The sequence below is a fragment of the Fontisphaera persica genome, from assembly GCF_024832785.1.
GTDB classification, from domain to species: domain Bacteria; phylum Verrucomicrobiota; class Verrucomicrobiia; order Limisphaerales; family Fontisphaeraceae; genus Fontisphaera; species Fontisphaera persica.
Genome location: NZ_CP116615.1, coordinates 320030 through 341431 on the forward strand (window position 1 = coordinate 320030; position 21402 = coordinate 341431).

Sequence of the window (21402 nt, forward strand, 5' to 3'; positions counted from 1 at the left end):
CCGGCGGCGATTGCCTTGCCAGTGGAGTTGGGGCATGGTAATTGCCGCGGGATGTTTCAGTTATGAGCGAGCAAATGCCACGTGAGGAGCCAGCGCCCTGGCGGCAATGGGGTGAGGGGTTGGAGCCGGATGCGGTGCAGCAAATGCAGAATGCCTGCCGGCTGCCGATTTCGCTGGCCGGGGCGTTGATGCCTGACGCGCATGTGGGCTATGGGCTGCCGATAGGGGGGGTGTTGGCCACGCAAAACGCCGTGGTTCCCTTTGCGGTGGGGGTGGACATTGCCTGCCGCATGAAGTTGAGCGTGGTGGATTTGCCAGTCAAGGATTTGGAGCGGCGGCGGGACTCGTTGATTCGGGCGATTGAGGCGGAAACGCGCTTTGGCGTAGGGGCAGAGTTCAAACATCGCCGGCACCATGAGGTCATGGACGCGGACTGGTCGGTCAGCCCGGTGACGCAGAAGTTCAAAGACAAGGCCTGGGCACAGTTGGGCACCAGCGGGAGCGGCAATCATTTTGTGGAGTTTGGATTGTTCACTTTGTATGAGCCGTTGCGCGGGCTGGAGGCGGGTCAGTATGTCGCGCTGTTGAGCCACAGCGGCAGCCGCGGCACGGGGGCGGCGGTGTGCGATTATTACAGCCGGCGGGCGGCGGAGAAGCGAAAGCATCTGCCGCGGGAGCTGCAAAAGCTGGCCTGGCTGGATTTGGACACGCAGGAAGGCCGGGAGTACTGGGAGGCAATGCAGCTCATGGGACGTTATGCGGCCGCCAATCATGCATTGATTCACCAGCACATCGTCCGGCATCTGGGGCTGGAGGTTTTGCTGGATGTGGAAAACCACCACAATTTTGCGTGGAAAGAGGTGCATCGTTTGCATGGGGTGGAGCGCGAGGTCATTGTCCACCGCAAAGGCGCCACGCCCGCGGCGGCGGGAGTGCTGGGGGTGATTCCAGGTTCCATGGCCTCGCCGGGCTTCTTGGTGCGCGGCAAGGGAAACCCGGCCTCCCTGAACAGCGCGGCCCATGGCGCCGGGCGGGTGATGAGCCGCACGCGGGCGGAAAAAACGCTGGACTGGAAAACGGTGCGGGAACGGTTGAAAGAGCGGCAGGTGCATTTGATTTCGGCGGGTTTGGACGAGGCGCCCATGGTGTATAAGGACATCGAGCAGGTCATGGCCGCGCAGGCGGATTTGGTGGAGGTGGTAGGCCGGTTTGACCCGCGGCTGGTGAAAATGGCGCCCAGCGGCGAGCGTCCGGAGGATTAAAACGTGGCCACGCCTGCCGACACCCTTGATTTGCCGGACTCCCTGACCTTGCCGCGCCCCTATGTGCTCGTGAACATGGCGATGACGGCCGATGGCAAAATTGCCACGGCCAACCGCCAGGTGGTGCATTTTGGCAGCCGGCGTGACCAACGGCACTTGTATGAGCTGCGTGCCACCGCCGATGCCGTGATGTGTGGGGCGCGCACGGCGGAGGCGCCCGGCGTGACGCTGGGGCCGGGCCCGGCGTCCTTTCGGAGACAACGGCTGCAGCGGGGACTGCGCGAGTGTCATCTGCGCGTGATTGTGAGCGGGAGCGGCACGGTGAACCTGGAGGCTGCCGTTTTTTCCAGCCGCGTGTCTCCCCTGATCATTCTGACCACTCAACGGGCTGGCGCGGAAAAACGGGCGCGGCTGCGAGCGGTGGCGGACGTGGTGCGCGTGTGCGGCCGCACCGAGGTGGATTTCCCGGCAGCCCTGGCGTGGTTGCAGCGCGAGTGGGGGGTGCAGCGGCTGCTGGTGGAGGGGGGCGCAGAATTGAATGCCGCTTTATGGGAGGCGGGGCTGGTGGACGAGCTGCATTTGACGGTGTGTCCCTTGCTTTTTGGCGGACGCGAGGCGCCCACCATCGTGGATGGCCCTCATGCTCCTGCCCTGGCGCAGGCGCGTCCCTTGGAACTGGTGAGCGCCCGCAAAGCGGGGGACGAGATGTTTTTTGTGTTTCGGGCGCCGCGGGTTAAATCGCCAGCACTTCGGCCTGGGTGAACAGGCGCAAGCCCTGTTTTTGGAGGACGCGCTGGGCTTCGGACAGCTTGTGCGTCTCAAACAGGAGCACGGCGCGTTTGCGGGGTTGAGTGACAAAGCCGGAGGCATTTTCGAGATTGATGCCTTCACGGGCAAGGGCGTCAGTCACGGCATGAAGGGCGCCGGGTTGGTCGGGCACTTCCACGGCCAGAACTTCCAGGGTGGAGACGGTGAAACCCTCGCGGCGGAGCGCCTCCAGGGCCGGCTCGAGGCGGTCCACCAGGATTTTGACCACGCCCACCTTGTCCAAGGTGGCGATGGTAATCCAGCGAATGTTGACTTTGGCGCCGGCCAGGCAGCGGGTGAGGCGGGCAAGCTGCCCCTGTTTGTTTTCCTCGAGAACCGCCAGCAGTTTGATGGTGTGCATAGGGCAGGGGGGTTAGAGGGTGCGTTTGTCCAGGACGCGTTTGGCCTTGCCCTCACTGACGGGCAGGCTGCCGGGCGCGCAAAGCTCCACGCGCGGGCGGGTCAGCAATTCGGTGCGGAGGCGCTCCGCCACAAGCTGTTGCAATTCCGCCAGGCGCTCCACGCGGCCATCAAAGGCCGCGGCGCTCAATTCCACCTTGACCGTCATTTCGTCCAGACCTTCGAGCACAATCAAATAATTCCGGCCCAGCTCGGGGAGGCCCATGAGCACGCTCTCAATCTGTTGCGGATAGATATTGACGCCCCGCACGATGAGCATGTCATCGGCGCGGCCGGTGATGCGCTGGATGCGGCGGTGGGTGCGGCCGCAGGGGCAGGGTTCGGGGATGAGGGCGGTGATGTCACGGGTGCGGTAGCGCAACAGCGGCATGGCCTCCCGGCAGAGGGTGGTCAGGACCAGCTCACCCGGCTGGCCGTCCGGGACCGGCTCGCCGGTGGCCGGGTCAATTATTTCCATCAGGAAATGGTCCTCCCAAAGGTGCATGCCGTGGCGGGCGGCGCATTCAAACGCCACACCCGGGCCGTTCATTTCGGACAGGCCATAAGAATTATACACTTCGATGCCAAAGGCCTGCTCGATTTTGCGCCGGGTTTGCTCCGTGTATGGCTCGGCGCCAATGTAGCCGCGGCGCAGGGCCAGGTGCCGGCGGGGGTCAATGCCCTTTTTCTCCAGGAAATCCGCAAAATACAGCGCGTAGCTGGGGGTGGTGTGAAACATGGTGGAGCGGAAGTCCTGCATGAGCAGCAGTTGCTTCTCCGAGTTCCCCGGGCCGGCGGGAATGACCAGGCAGCCGATTTTTTCTGCGCCGTAGTGCATCACCAGGGCGCCGGTGAAGAGGCCGTAGGTCATCATGTTTTGCAGGATGTCGTCCTCGGTGGCGCCGGTGGCCACCAGGCAGCGGGCGATGAGGTCCGCCGAGTGGTGCAAATCGCGGCGCGAAAAGAAAATGGCCTTGGGCTTGCCGGTGGTGCCGCTGGAGGTGTGCAGGCGCAGGGTCTTGCGCAACGGCACGGCGAGCAGCCCCGCGGGGTAGGCCTCGCGCAAATCGGCATTGGTGGTGAAGGGCAGATGCCGCACGTCCTGCAGACTTTTGATTTTTTCCGGGCGCAGGCCGATGGCTTCGAGCTTGCGCTGGTAAAAGGGCACGTGGCGTTCCACGCGGCGCACGACGGCGCGCAGGCGCTCCAATTGCAGCTCCTCCAATTCCCGGCGGCGGAGGCATTCGGCCGCCTTGTCCCAATAACGTGTCTTCATCAATTACCGGTGCGGGGGTTGTCTGTCCAGAGATGGGCGGTGCGGGCGGCGGCGTCGGGCAACGGCGGGAGCGGCGCGCTGGGCACCGGCTCATACCAGAAGGTGGCGCAGGACCAGTCGTCCTGCCGTTCAAACAGCCCTTGATTCCACCCGATTTGTTGAATGGTGACACGGCATTCTTTCTGCCAGTAAATGGGGTCTGGCAGGTGCCAGCGGTACATGGTCACAAAGCCATTTTGATTCAGGCTGCAACCGTTGTAGAGGTAGGCGACTTGTTGAATACCCCAGGACAACCCCACGTAATCCTCGCTGCCGGTGCCGCAGATGGTGGGCCATTCGCGGTCGCCGTCCAGATAAACCTTCACTTCCCCCTCGCCCCACCAGTGCTCGCCGAGGGCGCGGATGCCAATCACCGAGCCAATGAAACGGCCTTTGCCGGCGCGGCGGGGGAGCAGCTCGAAGTCCTGTTTAAGGGTGGTGGGATTTTCCCGGCGGAAAAGCACATGCAGCCGGCCCACATCCTTGGGGTGCCGGTCCTTGAGGGTGTAGTCAATTTGATAGAAAAGCGGCAATTTTTTGCCGGATTCGTTGGCGAGGGTGAAGCGGGCCCGCCGGGTGAAGGGCATGGGGAGCCAGATGTTCATGCCCGCGCTCGGCCCCAGGGAATGCACGGCGGACTGGTGGGCCGCCACTTTGCCGTGGGCCAGCCCCATGAAGTCGCCCAAGGGACATTCGATGCTGGGATGGGCTTGGTTATCCCACCAGGCGCGCAGTACCAGCCCGCGCAGAATCACGGGGTCTGCGGAGGTGGTTACCCAGATGTGGCGGATGGTGCCGGGGCCTTGAATGTCGGCCAGTTGCACGGTTTCGCCGGGGGCCAGCTCTTTGGCGGGCGCGCCTTTGCGGCCGGGGCCCAGGTTGCTGGCCGCTTGGCCGCCCTGACCGGGCGCGCCGGTGGGGTTTTCAAACGAGATGGACCGGCTCACCAGCCCTTGGCGCAGATGGTAAGGCTCATGCACCAGGTCCGGCCCGGCGGACTGGGCGGCTATCGTGGTCGCCATCGTGCAGACGGCCAGGTTCAGCATCAGCCAGCATGATGTTTTCATAGGCGGTAAATAAGTTTTATCCAACCTGCGCCGGTACTTTGCGCCAAAAGCCGCCTGCCAATCAAGGGCAACCTTGGCAACGCTTGGGAAAGCTGAGTAGATCGTGACCCCTGTGGAGGGGTGGAGACAAGTGGAGATGATGAAGTTGGGAGAGGTTGAGGTGTCTCCAGTCGAGCAGGGCCCGGGCCAGGGCCGGGGCGCTGGCGTTGAAGATTTGGAAGGGGCTTTGCCATCCTTTGCCGCCGTTGGGGCGGAAGAGATTGAAGTAAAGCCAGTAGGTGGTGACTTTGGCCCAGAAGTCTTGGGGGCTGGAGAAGGTTTCGCGGTCGAAGAACTCGTCTTTGACCAGGCGGTGGACGGTTTCGACACCGCTTTGCCAAGTGTAACGTTTGGGGGGGGATGTAGCGGTGGTCGGAGCCGAGGGCGCGGACGGCGGCTTTGATGCCGTGGGCCCTGGCGAAGGCGGCGAGCTTTTGCGCAACCAATGGCGGTTGGTGCGCATACGCTATAATTCAAAGTAGGTGGTGTGCACGCCTGGAGGATAGCAAGTTTGGCACACCGCTGCTGCACCTCCTCTGGAGGAGGTGCAGCAGCTCATCCTTGCGGCGTGCACTCAACACACTGATCTTGACCACGGGGAGGTCATGTTCTACCCAGTCTGTCCCAAGTTGAGGGGCATTTTCGGCTGGCCAGCCGCGGCGGGATTTCACAAGAATGGCGACAATGAAGTGTTTCAGCCGTGGTTGCGCCGGGGCCATTCTCGCACTGGCCCTGGCAGCCGTGTCGTGCAGCCCCGAGAACCGCACGGGGGCGGATAGCGGCAGTGCGGGAAAAGGAAAGTCCAGCGGCAAGGGCGCTGGTGCCCCGCCGGTCCGGCAGGTTTCGGTGGCGGTGGCCGGGGTGCGCCCCATGGAGCGGGTGGTGATGGTAACGGGGAGTCTGGCGGCACTGGACCGTTCCACGCTGGCGGCCAAGGTGCCGGGGCGCGTGGTGGAATTACCGGTGGATTTGGGCAGCGTGGTGCGGCGGGGAGAACTGGTGGCGCGAGTGGACCCCCGGGATTATGAACTGAAGGTGCGGCAGGTGGAGGCGGCGGTGATGCAGGCGCGGGCCGCGCTGGGGTTGTCCCCCACGGGCGATGATGAAGTGACGCGGGTGGAGGAGGTTACGCAGGTGCGGGTGGCGGCAGCCATTTTTGAGGAGGCGGCGCGGCAATTTGCACGCATTCAATCTTTGGTGAAACAAAACGTGGCTTCGCAGGCGGAATACGACAAAACGCAGGCCGAGTTTAATGTGGCCTCCAACCGCCTGATGGCGGCCAAGGAGGAGGCGCGCATCAATCAGGCGGCGCTGGCGCAGCGCAAGGCGGAGCTGGAGATTGCCCGCCAACAGTTGGAGGACACCCGGCTGCTGGCGCCGTTCGACGGCGTGGTGGAGGCGCGGCAGGCGAGTTTGGGAGAGTATTTGGGCGCCGGCGCGCCGGTGGTCACGCTGGTGCGCACGGAGCTGCTGCGGTTGAAATTGGAGGTGCCGGAGCGGGAGGCCACGCGCATCCAGCTCGGACAGCCAGTGCGCTTCCGGGTGGAGGGCAGCACGAATGTGCATCAAACCACCATCACGCGGTTGAGTCCTTCCATTACGGAAATGAATCGGATGCTGATGGTGGAGGCGGATGTGCGCGGCGGGGGGGTGCTGCGGCCGGGGGCTTTTGTGCGCGCCGAAGTGGTGGTGGATGCCAACGAGCCGGGGCTGGCGGTGCCGGCGGAGGCGCTGGTGGTATTTGCGGGTTTGGAAAAAGTGGTGACGGTACAGGAGGGCAAGGCGCGGGAGCGGGTGGTGGTCACGGGCAGACGGGGGCGGGACTGGGTGGAAATCCTGGACGGCTTGCGGGCGGGGGAACCGGTGGTGCTGCGACCGGGTAATTTGCGCACGGGCGATCCCGTGCAAACGAACGCTGCGCCGGCGGGGGTGGCGCCTCGCAGTTAACGAGGAGACGCCATGCAAAAGCTGGCCGAAATCTGCATCCGGCGTCCGGTCTTCGCCTCGATGATCATCCTTTCCCTGTTTGTGGTGGGGGTGGCGGGGTATTTGCATCTGGGGGTGGACCGTTTTCCCGCAGTGGATTTGCCCACGGTGCGAGTAAGCACGCGGCTGGTGGGGGCCTCCCCGGTGGAGATGGAAACGCAGGTGTCGCAGCCGCTGGAGGAGGCCATCAACACCATTGAAGGCATCAAGGAATTGCGGTCCATCAGCGGGCTGGGGCAGTCGTTCATCATTGTAACGTTTGATTTGTCGCGGGACATTGACGCGGCGGCGCAGGACGTGCGGGACCGGGTATCGCGGGTGGTGCGCAATCTGCCGCGCGACATCTATCCACCGGTGGTGACGAAGGCCGACAATGATCTTTCGCCGGTGTTGACGATGGCGTTGACCGGAGATCGCTCCCAGCGCGAGCTGACGGAGCTGGCGGACAAAATCGTGAAGAAGCAGATTGAGCGTTCGCTGGGGGTGGGGGAGGTCAACGTGATTGGGGGCTTGGAGCGGAGCATCAACATCTGGGTGGATGCCGACCGGCTGGCGGCCTATCGGATACCCATCACGGCGGTGCGCCAGGCGGTGGAGCGGCAGAACGCCAACATTCCCGGCGGGCTGGTCACCACGGCGGTGCGGGAGTCCACCCTGCGCACGATGGGGCGGTTGACGGATCCCAAAGCCTTTAATGATTTGGTGGTGGCCACGCGCAACGGCTCCCCCATCCGCGTGCGCGACATTGGCTGGGCTGAGGACGGCACCAAGGAGCAGCGGACCCTGGCGCGGCTGAATGGCGTGCCGACGGTGACGCTGGAGGTGATGCGCCAGACTGGGGCCAACACCGTGGCGGTGATTGAAGGGGTCAAGGAGCGTTTGCGGGAAGTGCAGGCCTTGTTGCCGGGGGATGTGCGGGTGGAGATTATTCGGGACCAATCGCGTTATATTTTCGCCGCGCTGCACGAAATCCAGCGGCATCTGGTGGTGGGTAGCATTCTGGCCAGTCTGGTGGTGCTGTTGTTCATGCGCAACTGGCGGGCGACGGTGATTGCGGCGATTGCCATACCGGCCTCGGTGGTGGCCACCTTTGGCATGATGAAGGCGCTCAATTTCACCCTCAACAGCGTGACGATGCTGGCGTTGGTGCTGATGGTGGGCATTGTGATTGATGACGCCATTGTGGTGCTGGAAAACATCTTCCGTTTTGTGGAGGAAAAGAAGCTGCCTCCTTTTGATGCGGCCCGCGAGGCGACGCGGGAAATCGGGCTGGCGGTGATGGCGACGACCTTCAGCCTGGTGGTGATTTTTGTGCCGGTTTCCTTCATGTCGAGCATTTCCGGGCGGTTTCTTTATCAATTTGGCCTGACCGCCGCGGTGGCGGTGCTGGTGAGTTTGCTGGTGGCGTTCACGTTGACGCCCACCATGAGCGCGCGGTTATTGCGTGCCCAGGGCGGGGGAGGGGGGGAGGGGCCGAAGTCGCGCCGGGGATTCTACGGCTGGCTGGACCGGCATTACACCGCGCTGTTGCAATGGGCGTTGCGGCACCGGGTGCTGACGGTGGTGCTGGCCACGTGCGTGGTGGCGTCGTCGCTGCCGATTTATAAGATGGTGCGGCAGGAATACATTCCCACCAATGTGGACGAGGGGGAGTTTGATGTCAGCCTGCTGGCGCCGGAGGGGACGAGTTTCCCGGCGATGGTGAAAGTGGCCGAGCAGGCGGAAGGTTTGCTGCGTCAGGTGCCGGGCATTCGCCTGGTGCTGACGAGCGTGGGCGGCGGTGGTTTCGGGGGCGTGAACAGCGCGCGGTTTTATGTGCGGCTGGCCCCGCATGAGGAACGGGTGTTCAGCTTCAAGCGGCTGCTGCAATGGCCGCCGTGGCGCGCCTGGCAGGGCAATTATTCGCAGCGGGAGGTCATGCAGCAGGTGCGCCGGGCGCTGCGCCAGATGCAGGATGTCCGGATTTCCGTGCGCAATCCTCAGACCTTCAGCATCGGCGGCCCCAATTTTGACATAGATTTTGCCCTGTTGGGGCCGGACTTGGATGTGCTGGCGGAGTATTCGGAGCGCCTGCGGCTCAAGGCGCCTGACCTGGGCCTGCTGGACGCGGATACGACGCTCAAGCTGGACAAGCCCGAGCTGCGGGTGGAGATTGACCGCGACCGTGCGGCCCGGCTGGGGGTGGATACGGAGCACATTGCCGAGGCGTTGCGCATCATGGTGGGCGGCGATGAACGGGTTTCCCGTTTTCACGATGAGACCATCAATGAAGACTACGATGTGCAGGTGCGCCTGAGCGAGGCCGATCGCACCAATGCCACCACCATTGCGCGGCTGTTTGTGCCCGATGCCCAGGGCCGGCTGGTGCGGCTGGACAACGTGGTGCGCTTGGAGGCCTTTGCCACGGTGTCGCGGGTGGACCGGCTGGACCGGCAGCGGCAGGTCAGTCTGCGCGCGCAAGTGGCGCCCGGGTACGCGCAGGCCGACCGCATTGCGGCGCTGCGCGAGGAGGTGGCGAAAATGAATCTGCCGCCGGGTTACAGCACGCGGGTCTCCGGCCGGGCGCGGGAATTGGAAACCACCTTCCAAGAGTTTATTTGGGCGTTCACCCTGTCGGTTATTTTGATGTACATCATCCTGGCCTCCCAGTTTGAGAATGTGTTGCATCCCTTTACCATTTTGCTTTCGCTGCCGCTCTCCGTGCCTTTTGCCCTGCTGTCTTTGTGGGCCACCGACCAAACCATCAACCTGTATTCCGCGCTGGGGATTTTGGTCTTGTTCGGCGTGGTCAAGAAGAATGCCATTTTGCAAATTGACCATATGAATCAGTTGCGCGCCACGGGCATGGAGCGGGCGGCGGCGATTTTGCAGGCCAATCGAGACCGGTTGCGTCCCATCCTCATGACCACCTTCACGCTGGTGGCGGGCATGGTTCCGATGGTATTGGGATCGGGACCGGGGGCGGAGGAGCGGCGGGCCACCGGCGTGGTGGTGATTGGCGGGCAGGCGTTGTGCCTGTTGTTGACCCTGGTGGTGACCCCGGTGGTTTATTCGTGGCTGGATGATTTGGGCCAGTGGCTGCGGCGGCGGTTGACCGGCGGCGGCTGACGGGATTGAGCGGTTGGGCGGGCCGATTCCCCGTTGGACAAGCGGTGGGGGATTGATTAGAATGGGTGCGTCTCTCCCAAGGGACGAGGGCATACGACTTTCTATTATGCGCATACTCTTGGCAGGCACAACCTGGCCGGCGGAAATGGTGGCGGCTAATTCGGATACTTTGCCTGGCGGGCCTTGGACGGTGATTCCCGCGCCGGATGCCGCGACGGCGCAAGCTGCGGTGCAAAAGGAGGGGGAAATCTTTGACGCCGTGGTGGCCGAGATGGCCCTGCCGGGCGGCGATGGCCTGCAGTTGCTCGAAACGGTGCAAAAGACCCAGCCGCGCACGCTGCGTTTTTTGTCCGCCGACCTGGCGCAGCGGCGCACCCTGGCCAAGAGTGTGACCGCCATGCACCAGTTGCTGCCGCATCCGTGTCCGCCCGAGGTGCTGAAAACGGCGCTGGTCCGGGCGCTGACGCTGCGCCAATGGATGCCCGGCGAGCGCCTGCCGGAGATTCTCGCGCGGCTGCACAAGCTGCCCAGCCCGCCGGAAATCTATTTCCGCGTGGTGCGCGAGCTGCAATCGCCGGACAGCACGTTGGATGCGGTAGGCGAGCTGATTGCCAAGGACCCTTCCATGAGCGCCAAGCTGCTGCGGGTGGCCAATTCGGCGGCGTTTGGCCTGCAATATCAGGTCAACACGCCCCTCGAGGCCTTGCAAGTGCTGGGCACGGAAACTACGCGGTCCCTGCTTTTGCTCGCCCATAGTTTTTCTTATTTTGAAAACATCAACAGCCGGGACTTCTCGGTGGACCGGCTCTGGCGGCACTCGTTGGCGGTGGGTCGGCTGGCCGAGGCGCTGGCTCGCGCGGAGCGGGTGGAGGCCAGGGGGGTGAGCGAATCCTTCACAGCCGGCCTGTTGCATGATTTGGGCAAACTGGTGCTGGCGGCCAACCTGCCGGAAGATTACAGCCGGGCCATGCGCCTGGCCCGCGAGCAGGGGCTTTCGGGTTGCGCGGCGGAGCAGGAGGTGATTGGCGCCTCCCATGCCGAGGTGGGGGCGGCCTTGCTGGGCGTGTGGGGGTTGCCGCTGGACATTGTGGAGGCAGTGATTCTGCATCACGCGCCCGGCTGGCTCCTGGACCGCGCCTTTTGCCCGCTATCGGCCGTGGCGGCGGCCAACTGGTTGTGCCACGAGCTTGAGGCCAGCGGCGAGGGAGCGGCGGCCGTAACCGAAGCCACCCAGAAAGCCCTGGAGGCGGCGGGATGGAAGGAGCGTCTGCCAGAATGGCGGCAACTGGCCCGGGAAGTGCTGCCCCAGGTCTAACCCGTCCTGCCAGCCATGACTGCTCCGTGTCATCAGGTGTTGATTGTGGATGACGACCTGGTGCTGCTGGAACTCATGGGGATGATTCTGGAGCAGTTGGCGGGCGGCCGCTGGAAAGTGCACACGGCTTCACAAGCGCAGGCGGCGCTCGACTTCTTGCAACGCCATCCCATGGATTTGTTGGTGGTGGATGTCTGCATGCCGGGGGCGGGGGGGCTGGCTCTCATCCGGGAGGCTCATGAGCGTTACCCCCATCTACTGATTGCGGCCATCAGCGGCGATGCCCCTCCCGGGCGCGAAGAGGCCTCCCTGCGGGAGGGGGCCGCCTTGTTTCTGGAGAAGCCGCGTTCTGGTGATGGCTGGCAGGCCATTCAAGCCATGCTGGAGGAGCGGCTGCGGCTGGCGGAGGAAACCGCCCCGCCCCGGCATTGAGCGGAGAGGTGATGGCCGCGGCGGTTTAGCGCCGCTTGGTGGGTGAAGATGTCCGAGGCCTCGTAACCGGTTGGGGAGGTGTGGTTTGGGAGGGGGTGGGACGGTACACTTCCATGCCTCCGGGCGGGCCGTCAAACCGGTCCAGCCAAGGGAATCCGTCCGGCTGGCTGGCTTCGGCATAGCCAAGCTGGTAAAGGGCGCGCATGGCTTCCCGGTCAAACTCCTCTTTGCGCTCCAAGCGGTGGTCATTAGGGATGGCAGTGAGGTAAAATTGGGCGCCGTGTTCGCGGGTGCGGGTGTAAAGGCGGAATAAATCCCCGTAACTGTTGCTTTTAACGATGGTGGCCAGGGAGCGTTTGGCAATCGGCACCAGGCGCGCCGGCACTTCCTGCCAGTCGGCGGTGAGATGATTATTACGGATGACAAACAGGCGCACGTTGACGGGGCGCTGGAGGTTGTTGGTCATCACCTTCAGAGCGTCCCAGACGGCGTCATAGATGAACACCTGATTAATCAGGCCACCGTCCACGTGCATTTCGTCATACTGCCGTCCATTGGCCTCTACGGCCAAATAGACGGGGGGAAAGGCTACTGGAATGGCCGCTGAAGCCAGGAGCACTTCGCGGAAGAGGGTGGAGCGATTGGTATGGCCGCTGGCGGCGATGGCACCCAAGTCCCAAATCACCGGCCGCTGGGCGTCGAGGGCGGTGGTGCCGACCAAGAGCCTTCGGCCACGGCGGTGTTCATAAGCCACCCGCTCAATAAGGTATTCGTCATAATAATTGTACACCATTTGCCGCAGGGGGCGTGTATCGGCTACGTGGTCCCGGGTGAACATCCCCAATAAATCAAACAGGCGCAGCAGGAAAATCTGTTTGGTGGTGACATTGGTATAGAGCGCCGACATCAAACCATCATATTCCTGCCCCAAAAAGGCGAAGGGTGCCATCAACGCTCCGGTGCTGATGCCGGTTACAATTTTGAAGCGCGGCCGTTTGCCTGTCTGGCTCCAGCCGGTGAGAAAACCCGCGCCATAAGCGCCATTAGCCGCGCCGCCGGAAATGGCCAGGATGTCCACTTGGAAAGGCTCGGCTTGGGCGGCGTTGGTGGATTGCAAATCAGCGTCGCCCGCAAAGGCTTGCGCGATGCTGCGGCGGAAACTCTCGCTCTCAACATCGCCCCAGGTGCGTACGTCCTCCTGGAAACCTGGCATGCGAATGAAGGCTTCCTCCGACTGGGGAGGCGCGTTGCGCGGGCGGTAGGTGGCGCAACCGGTGCCGACAGCCATCAGCAGGCATCCCAGCAGCACTGCAATGGCCATTGCATCAGCACGCCTGGGGCTGGGATGGGAGTATGGTTTGGAGGGATTCAGCACCACGAGTGAATTCTTCATGGCAGACAAGGGACGTCAAGCGCGAATCGGTTCTCAAGAGGTGAACCCGCAAAAAGAGTTTAAGTTTGGGAGTACCTGTTTTAGGCTTGTTTCATGCAATGCATCGCAGGCATGAGATATTTGGGGATGCTTGGGGCCATGGGCGCGTGGCTGTGTTATGGCGGGGTGGGAGCGGCTGCCCCGGCGCCGGACTGGGGCACGCCGGAGATGAGCCGGGAGGAAATCATTGAGCGCACCATGATTCCCTTTCGTGGGGTCTCCAACAAGGGAGCGGACCCCAAAACCATGACCGGCAAGATTTTGTGTGGCTATCAGGGATGGTTTGCCGCAGAGGGCGATGGGGCCGGACGGGGGTTTTATCACTGGCAGGGACGGCGCGGTTTTCAGCCGGGCAGTTGCACCATTGATATGTGGCCGGACATGAGCGAAATGGAGGCGGATGAGCGGTATCCCACGGCATTCCGGCATGCCGACGGGCGGGTGGCGGAAGTGTTCAGCTCGTTCAACCGCAAGACGGTTTTGCGCCATTTTAGCTGGATGAAACAATACGGACTGGATGGCGTTTTTGTGCAGCGATTTGCGGTGGAAGTGTTTAATCCGCGCGGTCTGCGCCATTTCAACGTGGTGTTGAATCATTGCCGGGAGGGGGCAAACCTGCACGGGCGCACTTATGCGGTCATGTATGATTTGTCCGGCATGCGCACCGGGCAAATGGCGCGGGTGATGGAGGACTGGCGGCTTTTGGTAACGCGGATGCGCATTACGCAGGACCCCGCTTATTTGCATCATCGGGGCAAGCCGGTGGTGGCGGTGTGGGGCCTGGGTTTTAATGATGGCCGCCGCTACACGCTGGCCGAAGGCATGGAATTGGTGCGGTTTCTCAAGGCTGACCCGGTGGCGGGCCAATGTACGGTGTTGTTGGGGGTGCCCACGGGCTGGCGTACGCTCGACCAGGATTGTGTGAATGATGCTTTCATGCATGAACTCATCAAGGCCGGAGACATCGTCAGCCCCTGGACGGTGGGCCGTTATGCGGACCTGCCGGGCGTCCAACGCCACGCGGCGCGCCGCTGGCAGCCGGATTTGGAGTGGTGCAAGGCGAATGGCAAAGATTATCTGCCGGTGGTGTTTCCCGGCTTTAGCTGGCACAACATGCGCACCAATGCGCCCCTGAATCAAATCCCCCGATTGGGCGGGCGTTTTCTCTGGGCCCAATATGTGGAGCTGAAGCGCATGGGCGCCACCATGGCCTACCAGGCCATGTTTGATGAAGTGGACGAGGGCACGGCCATCTTCAAGGTGACCAATGACCCGCCGGTGGGGGCCTCGCCTTTTGTGACCTACGAGGGGCTGCCCAGCGATTTTTACCTGCGCCTGGTGGGTGCGGCGGGACGGATGTTGCGGGGGGAAATGCCCCTCAGCGAAACCCTGCCCATCAAACCGTGAGCCGCGCCGCACGCCGGCGTTGCCCGAGACGGCGAGGAGATTCAGGCGCGCTTTTGGAAGTGGGGATGCGGCGGGGCATCATTAAAAAAACTAAAAACCGTTGACGCTGCGGCAGCCCGCCGTCAAGATGCAGTCCACGCCAGTTTTTCCTGCTGGCGGACTGTTGGGTTATGAGTGTCTGGAATGTGGCACCCGGCGCGGGCTTTTGTGGCAGCACAAAGCCGGGGCGCTGTGTGACCAGTCATTCCTGCTCCGGTGGTCAGCAACTTGCCCCTTTAACCTTAACCTTCCGAAACCGATTCCTTGACGGATGAACATACACGAATACCAAGCCAAACAATTGCTCGCCCAATTCGGGGTGGCCGTGCCACCAGGTGAGCCCTGTAAAAGCCCTGAACAGGTCCGCGCGGCCGCCCAAAAATTGTTGGACGCCGGTTACCGCGCCGTGGTGGTCAAGTCACAAATTCACGCCGGGGGGCGCGGCAAGGGGGTGTTCAAAAGCGGTTTGCAGGGCGGGGTAAAAGTGGTCAGCAGCGCGGAGGAGGCCTTTGAGCGCGCACAGGCCATGCTGGGCAACACGCTGGTTACCAAACAGACCGGGCCGGAGGGGCGGGTGGTACATACGTTGCTGGTGGAGGGTGCCGCCAAAATCAAAAAGGAATTCTACCTGGCTGCCCTGCTGGACCGCGCCCAAAGCAAGCCCATTATCATGGCTTCCACCGAAGGCGGCATGGACATCGAAGAAGTCGCGGCCAGGACGCCGGAAAAAATCATCAAGGAAACCATTGACCCCATGGTGGGCATGATGCCTTACCAGGGCCGCAAAGTGGCGGTGGCGCTGGGATTGAAGGGCGATTTGATTGGCGCCGGGGCCAAGTTGTTCACCAGCCTGTACCGCGCCTTTTGGAGCCTGGACGCCTCGCTGGTGGAGATTAATCCTCTGTGCGTGGTGGAGACGCCGGAGGGCAAGGACGCGCTGGTGTGCGTGGATGCCAAAATTGGGTTTGACGATAACGCGCTCTATCGCCATGAGAATGTGGCGGCGATGCGGGATTTTGCCGAGGAGTCGCCGTTGGAGACGGAGGCCAGCCGGTACAACCTGAATTACATCAAGCTCGATGGCAACATTGCCTGCATGGTCAATGGCGCCGGGCTGGCCATGGCCACCATGGACATTATCCAGCATTACGGCGGCATGCCCGCGAACTTTCTGGATGTGGGCGGTGGTGCCAGCAAGGAGCAGGTCATGGCGGCCTTCAAAATCATTCTCAGCGACCCCAATGTGAAGGCCATCCTCATCAACATTTTTGGCGGCATCATGGATTGCAATACCATTGCCGAAGGCGTCATTGGCGCGGTGCGGGAAACCGGGCTGCGCCTGCCGCTGGTGGTGCGGCTGGAGGGCAACAATGCCGATTTAGGCCGCAAGAAACTCGCCGAATCCGGCTTGTCTTTGATTCCGGCCACTTCCATGGCCGATGCCGCCCAGAAGGTGGTGGGCTGCTTGAAGAACTGAATCTGGAACCTTTTACAGAGCTGAATCGTTATGGCCATTTTAATTCAACCTGACACGAAGATTATCATTCAAGGCATTACCGGCAGTTTTGGCGCCCGGCATGCCCAACTTTCCCTTGATTACGGCACGCAGGTGGTGGCGGGCGTGACCCCTGGTAAAGGGGGCCAGCTATTTGCCAATCAGGTGCCGATTTTTGACACGGTGGCCGAGGCTTCGCGGGCTACGGGCGCGAAGGTTTCGGCCATTTTTGTGCCGCCTGCCTTTGCGGCCGATGCCATTCTGGAGGCGGTGGATGCCGGCTTGGAGCTGGTGGTCTGCATCACCGAGGGTATTCCCATCAACGACATGGTCAAGGTGAAGGCCGCCATGCAGGGCAAGCCCACCCGGCTGATTGGGCCGAACTGCCCGGGCATTGTCACACCGGGGCCGGGCAAGGACTCCCACGGTGGCTGCCGCATCGGGATTGCGCCCGGTTACATTCACAAGCGCGGTCACATTGGGGTGGTTTCCCGCAGTGGCACCCTGACCTACGAGGCGGTGTGGCAATTGACCTGCCGGGGTGTGGGCCAATCCACCTGTGTGGGCATTGGTGGCGATCCGGTCAATGGCACGTCGCATTTGGACATCATCAAAATGTTCAACGAGGACCCGGACACCCACGGCATCATCATGATTGGCGAGATTGGGGGCAGCGCTGAAGAAGAGGCGGCGGCGTGGATCAAGCAGCATTGCAAGAAGCCCGTGGCCGGATTTATCGCCGGGGCCACGGCGCCGCCGGGACGCCGGATGGGCCATGCCGGGGCCATTATCAGCGGCGGGAAGGGTACGGCGGCCGCCAAGATTGCCGCCTTCAAGGAAGCGGGCATCGGGGTGGCGCCCACACCGTCGGAGATGGCCGAAACGTTGCTCAAAATGATGTAGGCGGGTGGTGGCCCGGTAATCGCCGCCGGGTGCCCAACCGCCTGTGGGGTGGGCAGTTGCACCGGCTGGACGGGCAGCTTTCCCTCCCGTTCAATACCGGGGCGGCGTAGGTGAAATTTTTCTGTTATTTCCATCACGGTCGTGTTAACTTATCTTGGTAAAGCGAATGTATGCCCGCTGATCCTAAAGGCACCTTGACGGCGAAAGAGCTGGAAAAGAACTCGGCGCTTTACCGGGAGTTTCAGCTCGAACGGGAGGAAATTTTACGTCACAAGTGGTACGAATCGGAAAAAGCGGGTTACGATATCGGCTTTGAGCGTGCCCTGGCGGATTGGGTGTTGAAGCATCGCTCGAAATGGCGGAAGAGCCGGCAGGCCACCCAACAGCAGCAGGAGAAGCCGGCCGGCGACAAATAAGGTGCCGCAGGCGTTCCCCACGCGCCCCCAGCGGCGGGAAGGGGGGCCAACCCAGAATTCCGGGATTCCAGTACGACAATTGGCCGCCAGGCCCACATATTCATTTTTATGGCGGAACAACACATTTTGATGGACAGCCGGGAGATTGCCGGCGCTTTGAAGCGCATGGCGCGGGAGATTCGGGAGCGCAATGGAGATTGCACTGACCTGGTGTTGATGGGGGTGCAGCGCGCCGGCGTGACCCTGGCCAGGCGCCTGGCGCGTTTGTTGGAGAAGGAACTGGGCCGGCCCGTGCCGGTGGGGACGCTGGATGTGGCCATGCACCGGGATGACCTGGACCAGCGCCTGGCTCCGCACGTGCATCCCACGCACATTCCCGGCGACATCACCGGCAAAGTGGTGGTGCTGGTGGACGATGTGCTTTTCAGCGGGCGCACCACGCGCGCGGCGTTGGATGCCTTGAATGATTTTGGCCGCGCCCGGCGGGTGCAACTGGCGGTGCTGGTGGACCGGGGCCATCGCGAGCTGCCCATTCGCGCCGATTTTGTCGGCAAAAACGTCCCTACGGCGCCGGCGGACCACATCGAGATGCGGCTGGACGAAGAGGGCGGTGAAGATGCGGTTTACTTGATGCGTCCGTGAGTGCATAATGCTGCCGCCTATGACCTGGACCCGGAAACATCTGCTCGACATCGAGAGCCTCTCCGCGGAGGAAATTCAACACATTTTGGCCACCGCCCGGGCGTTCAAGGCCGTGGGCGAGCGGGCCATCAAGAAGGTGCCGGCGCTGCGCGGCAAAACGGTGGTCAACCTTTTCGTGGAACCCTCCACCCGCACGCGCACCAGCTTTGAATTGTCGGCCATTCGTCTTTCTGCCGATGTCATCAATTTCACCGCCGAGGCGTCCTCGCTGAAGAAGGGCGAGACACTCAAGGACACGGCGCGGAATCTGGAGGCGCTGAACACGGACATCATCATCATTCGCCACAGCGCGGCGGGCGCGCCGCATTTTCTGGCGCGGGTGCTGGACGCCAGCGTGGTGAACGCCGGCGATGGCGCGCATGAGCATCCCACGCAAGCCCTGCTGGATGCCTTTACCATGTTGGAGAAAAAAGGGCGCATTGCTGGCCTTAAAGTCACCATCCTGGGAGACATCCTTTACAGCCGGGTGGCGCGCTCCAACATCTGGTTGCTCACCAAGCTGGGTGCGGAGGTGACGCTTTGCGGGCCGAGCACTTTGGTGCCGCGCCAGTTTGAACGCATGGGCTGCCGGGTGACCTACCACTTGGAGGAAGCCATTCGGGATGCGGATGTGTTGAACCTGCTGCGCATTCAGCACGAGCGGCAGCGGAAGACGATGTTTCCCGGCACGGGCGAGTATGCCGCCCTGTTTGGTTTGAACAGTGCGCGGCTCAAGCTGACCAAACCCGACGCGCTCATCATGCATCCCGGCCCCATCAATCGGGGTGTGGAAATTGAAAGTTGGATTGCGGACAGCGACCGTTCCGTCATCCTGGACCAGGTCAACAATGGGCTGGCGGTGCGCATGGCGGTGCTGTACCTCATCAACGGCGGACAAGGCCCGCAGGAACTGGGGGGCTCCAACTGATTCCCCGTGAATATTCCCCGTGAATACGGCGGGGTGACCATGGCACTCACCAATGATTATAAGGCCTGCCGGGTCTATGACTTGCATCCGCACAATCGCCGCCTGGGGCCGTTCATCGTCACCCAATCCACCATCGCGCCCGATGACCCACAGCAGCAGGAGCAAATCTACCTGCTGCGCCGCGACGGCGTGTGGGTGAGCCTGTTCAGCCCGTTGGTGCAGGAGGAAAGTGACCGCTGCCTCTTTTGCTTCGGCACGTTGGGCGAAATCGTGCAGCTTTTGCAGAACCTTCCGCCCGCCGCGCAAGTGGAGCAGGCCAGCGTGCCACCGGAGAAAATGGCCCAATGGCAGCAGGCCGTCGCGCAAGCCGGCGGCCCGCTGGCGTTCATTGAGGAGCGTGTCCGCCAGTGGCGGCAGGCTGTTTAAGAACTCTGGCCGCAGTTGGGCCGGTCTAAGGAGAGAGTTGCAGCCGCCATTGATACCACCGCTGCACGGCTTGAGTCAGGGGTAGTGCATCCCGGATGGTTATGCGCTCCCTGTCGCCCAGGTCTTCGACGTGTTGGATGACCATGGTGTTCTCCCAGGAACTACCCAGTAATTGAGTGGCGGCCAGGGGCATGGCCAGCACATCGGTGGCGGCTTTGGCACGGAAAAAGATTAATGCGCCGTAGGGGGTGCCGTTATGCCGGACCACCGTGGCTTGAGGACGTTCATGGGCATCGGGCAGGTGGGGGTTGGAGCCTTGGGCGTACTCGGCCACATTGACCACGCCGTCCGCATCGGGGTCGGCGCCGGGGCCGATTAGTTGCGGGTTGCATTCGCACGGCCAGTGGGTGGCCTGCCAGTTTTCCCACGGCCGCAAGGGCAGGACGTGAAAGATGAACGTGTGCCCGGGGCTCAAGGTGGGCTGGGATTGTCCCACCAAAGTGCCTGCGGCCTGAAAAGTGAGGCGATAGACGCCCGTGGTGGTAAATCCCCAGGCGTGATGCTTGTGGGCATTCACCTCCAGGGTGGTTTGGTCGTTGGCACTGAGGCCGTCGCGCGAGTCCATGAGGAGGTTGAACTGGCCGGGCCCCAAGGTTTGCCATAATAAAAAGTGTCCGGGTCCCTCCACACGCGTGAGGCGGATTTCCATGCGGTTATCCACCAGAACCCCTTCGGGCACGCCTTCGCCGCTGCTGCCCAGCAGGGGCAGGTTGGGCTGCGCGGTTTGCGGCAAGACCCAAAGGGAAGCTCCGGCTTCGCCGAAAGGCGTGCCGGGCGGCAGCGTGAGGCGGGAGTGTTCCGGCGCCACGATGGTGATTTCGTTGGTGGCAAAACCGGTTTCCAAAGCTTCACAATAGATTATCAATCCCAGCGGCGGCGTGGCGCCTTGTGTGAAGGTGACCCGCAAATCGGCGTGTTCAGAGGTCAGATGGAAGCAGGCGCTGCAAAGCGAAGGGGCGGCGAATCCCATTCCCAGGCCCGCGGTGAGGAGGAAGGAGAACAGAAGTTTTTTCATTAACATGGTTCATTGGTGGACGGCCGGAGCCGTCCGGTTTGGTTTTCGTAAGTTTAACTTTTCAAGGCGGTGGTCAACGGGGTGGTTTGGCAAAGTTGATGCCCCGGTCCACCAGCGCTTTCAGGTAACTGGCCTTGAGACTTTGCACATGGCCGTCGGCGAAGAGGTAGTTGGCCGCCTGGAGATGGCGGTCGGGCTGGATGTCCGCGATGACCGCATTCCAGTTGTTCCAGTTGCGCGAGTGTGTGTGGTCGTTGTAGGTGCTGTGGCCCAGATGGTCGGCCGCCTCAAACACCGTGAAGGTCTCCGACGGTTTGGGCAGCGCGGAGAGCTTGCGGTAGGAGGGTTCATTGGGCAGAGGCATCCCAAACGGGTCCAGGGCATCCACCGAGGTGTATTCGTTGAGAATATAACTCGAGGCCTGCCGCTCGACTCGCTCCGGGCCGTGGGGGTCCGCCAGGCAGACCCGCACTTTGTCCGTGGCAATGTACGGCCGCAGCAAATGAATCCAGGAGCGGTTGGTGTCCCCCCCATGCGAGGTGGTGGGGCCATAACCGTCGAAGTCCTCGGCGTACATTTGAATGCCCAAGCCGATTTGCCGGAGGTTGGACAGGCAATGGGCGGCCTTGGCTTTGGCCTTGGCCCGGCCCAGAGCCGGCAACAGCAAGCTGGCCAGGATGGCGATGATGGCAATCACCACCAGCAGCTCAATCAACGTAAATGCCCGCCTCGCTGCACGGCCTGCTCCGTGCCGACGGCTGTTTGCAAAAGTCATTTTCTTTTGGACCATCTTTTGAGGAAAACTTGCGGTGACGGTCAAAAACCGCAGTTATGGAGAAGTTGGATTTATTCCCACCAACAAGCAGGGGG

Annotated in this window: 20 protein-coding genes; 13 read left to right on the forward strand and 7 right to left on the reverse strand. The window is 62.4% G+C overall.

Translation table 11 applies throughout. The annotated features are described in order from the left end of the window. The first annotated feature begins 62 nt into the window (after positions 1 to 62). Positions 63 to 1262 (forward strand): RtcB family protein, encoded by a 1200-nt coding sequence (locus NXS98_RS01315; RefSeq protein WP_283846656.1) that lies wholly within the window; start codon positions 63 to 65, stop codon positions 1260 to 1262. A 3-nt stretch (positions 1263 to 1265) separates the two neighbouring features. Further along, positions 1266 to 2024: a RibD family protein gene (locus tag NXS98_RS01320; protein WP_283846657.1), complete on the forward strand. Its 759-nt coding sequence runs from the start codon at positions 1266 to 1268 to the stop codon at positions 2022 to 2024. Here NXS98_RS01320 and NXS98_RS01325 read toward each other — a convergent pair. The 4 genes from NXS98_RS01325 to NXS98_RS01340 form a co-directional block, all read right to left on the reverse strand. After that, complete coding sequence (locus NXS98_RS01325) at positions 1996 to 2430, reverse strand: ACT domain-containing protein (RefSeq protein WP_283846658.1); 435 nt, start codon at positions 2428 to 2430, stop codon at positions 1996 to 1998. The genes NXS98_RS01320 and NXS98_RS01325 overlap by 29 nt on opposite strands. Before the next feature lie 12 nt (positions 2431 to 2442). Beyond that, the gene (locus NXS98_RS01330) at positions 2443 to 3744 is read right to left on the reverse strand and encodes a phenylacetate--CoA ligase family protein (RefSeq protein WP_283846659.1); all 1302 of its coding nucleotides are present in this window, start codon (positions 3742 to 3744) and stop codon (positions 2443 to 2445) included. Continuing rightward, on the reverse strand, positions 3744 to 4850 hold the full coding sequence (locus tag NXS98_RS01335) for a glycoside hydrolase family 172 protein (protein ID WP_283846660.1): 1107 nt from the start codon (positions 4848 to 4850) through the stop codon (positions 3744 to 3746). Before NXS98_RS01335 ends, NXS98_RS01330 begins: the two co-directional genes overlap by 1 nt. A 61-nt stretch (positions 4851 to 4911) precedes the next feature. Further along, positions 4912 to 5352: a hypothetical protein gene (locus tag NXS98_RS01340; RefSeq protein WP_283846661.1), complete on the reverse strand. Its 441-nt coding sequence runs from the start codon at positions 5350 to 5352 to the stop codon at positions 4912 to 4914. A 221-nt stretch (positions 5353 to 5573) separates the two neighbouring features. Here NXS98_RS01340 and NXS98_RS01345 point away from each other — a divergent pair, with 221 nt between their 5' ends. The 4 genes from NXS98_RS01345 to NXS98_RS01360 all read left to right on the forward strand — a co-directional run bounded on the left by NXS98_RS01345 (position 5574) and on the right by NXS98_RS01360 (position 11730). Continuing rightward, a complete protein-coding gene (locus NXS98_RS01345) occupies positions 5574 to 6836 on the forward strand; it encodes an efflux RND transporter periplasmic adaptor subunit (protein WP_283846662.1) in 1263 nt (420 codons plus the stop codon). Positions 6837 to 6848: 12 nt separating this feature from the next. Beyond that, on the forward strand, positions 6849 to 9983 hold the full coding sequence (locus tag NXS98_RS01350; protein ID WP_283846663.1) for an efflux RND transporter permease subunit: 3135 nt from the start codon (positions 6849 to 6851) through the stop codon (positions 9981 to 9983). A 106-nt stretch (positions 9984 to 10089) separates the two neighbouring features. After that, positions 10090 to 11298: a response regulator gene (locus NXS98_RS01355; RefSeq protein ID WP_283846664.1), complete on the forward strand. Its 1209-nt coding sequence runs from the start codon at positions 10090 to 10092 to the stop codon at positions 11296 to 11298. 15 nt (positions 11299 to 11313) lie between these two features. Next, on the forward strand, positions 11314 to 11730 hold the full coding sequence (locus NXS98_RS01360; protein ID WP_283846665.1) for a response regulator: 417 nt from the start codon (positions 11314 to 11316) through the stop codon (positions 11728 to 11730). Positions 11731 to 11755: 25 nt separating this feature from the next. Here NXS98_RS01360 and NXS98_RS01365 read toward each other — a convergent pair whose 3' ends face one another. Next, the gene (locus tag NXS98_RS01365) at positions 11756 to 13123 is read right to left on the reverse strand and encodes a patatin-like phospholipase family protein (RefSeq protein WP_283846666.1); all 1368 of its coding nucleotides are present in this window, start codon (positions 13121 to 13123) and stop codon (positions 11756 to 11758) included. A gap of 138 nt (positions 13124 to 13261) precedes the next feature. On the opposite strand from NXS98_RS01365, the gene NXS98_RS01370 reads away from it, so the two are divergent. The 7 genes from NXS98_RS01370 to NXS98_RS01400 all read left to right on the forward strand — a co-directional run bounded on the left by NXS98_RS01370 (position 13262) and on the right by NXS98_RS01400 (position 19457). After that, positions 13262 to 14569, forward strand: coding sequence for a glycoside hydrolase family 99 protein (locus NXS98_RS01370; protein WP_283846667.1), 1308 nt, complete (start codon positions 13262 to 13264; stop codon positions 14567 to 14569). A 310-nt stretch (positions 14570 to 14879) separates the two neighbouring features. Continuing rightward, positions 14880 to 16085 (forward strand): ADP-forming succinate--CoA ligase subunit beta, encoded by a 1206-nt coding sequence (gene sucC, locus NXS98_RS01375; RefSeq protein ID WP_283846668.1) that lies wholly within the window; start codon positions 14880 to 14882, stop codon positions 16083 to 16085. 30 nt (positions 16086 to 16115) lie between these two features. Beyond that, positions 16116 to 17006 (forward strand): succinate--CoA ligase subunit alpha, encoded by an 891-nt coding sequence (gene sucD / locus NXS98_RS01380; protein ID WP_283846669.1) that lies wholly within the window; start codon positions 16116 to 16118, stop codon positions 17004 to 17006. 170 nt (positions 17007 to 17176) lie between these two features. Beyond that, positions 17177 to 17422 (forward strand): DUF4032 domain-containing protein, encoded by a 246-nt coding sequence (locus tag NXS98_RS01385; protein WP_283846670.1) that lies wholly within the window; start codon positions 17177 to 17179, stop codon positions 17420 to 17422. 108 nt (positions 17423 to 17530) lie between these two features. Then, positions 17531 to 18064 (forward strand): bifunctional pyr operon transcriptional regulator/uracil phosphoribosyltransferase PyrR, encoded by a 534-nt coding sequence (pyrR, locus tag NXS98_RS01390; RefSeq protein ID WP_283846671.1) that lies wholly within the window; start codon positions 17531 to 17533, stop codon positions 18062 to 18064. 19 nt (positions 18065 to 18083) lie between these two features. Then, complete coding sequence (locus tag NXS98_RS01395; protein WP_283846672.1) at positions 18084 to 19031, forward strand: aspartate carbamoyltransferase catalytic subunit; 948 nt, start codon at positions 18084 to 18086, stop codon at positions 19029 to 19031. Between the two features lie 6 nt (positions 19032 to 19037). Further along, entirely contained in the window at positions 19038 to 19457 is a 420-nt protein-coding gene (locus NXS98_RS01400; RefSeq protein WP_283846673.1) for a hypothetical protein, read from the forward strand. 25 nt (positions 19458 to 19482) lie between these two features. Here the strand turns inward: NXS98_RS01400 and NXS98_RS01405 are convergent, their stop codons facing one another. Together NXS98_RS01405 and NXS98_RS01410 are read right to left on the reverse strand one after the other, a co-directional pair. Next, the gene (locus NXS98_RS01405) at positions 19483 to 20532 is read right to left on the reverse strand and encodes a choice-of-anchor M domain-containing protein (protein WP_283846674.1); all 1050 of its coding nucleotides are present in this window, start codon (positions 20530 to 20532) and stop codon (positions 19483 to 19485) included. 73 nt (positions 20533 to 20605) lie between these two features. After that, positions 20606 to 21307 (reverse strand): type II secretion system protein, encoded by a 702-nt coding sequence (locus tag NXS98_RS01410; RefSeq protein WP_283846675.1) that lies wholly within the window; start codon positions 21305 to 21307, stop codon positions 20606 to 20608. Positions 21308 to 21402 lie beyond the last annotated feature (95 nt).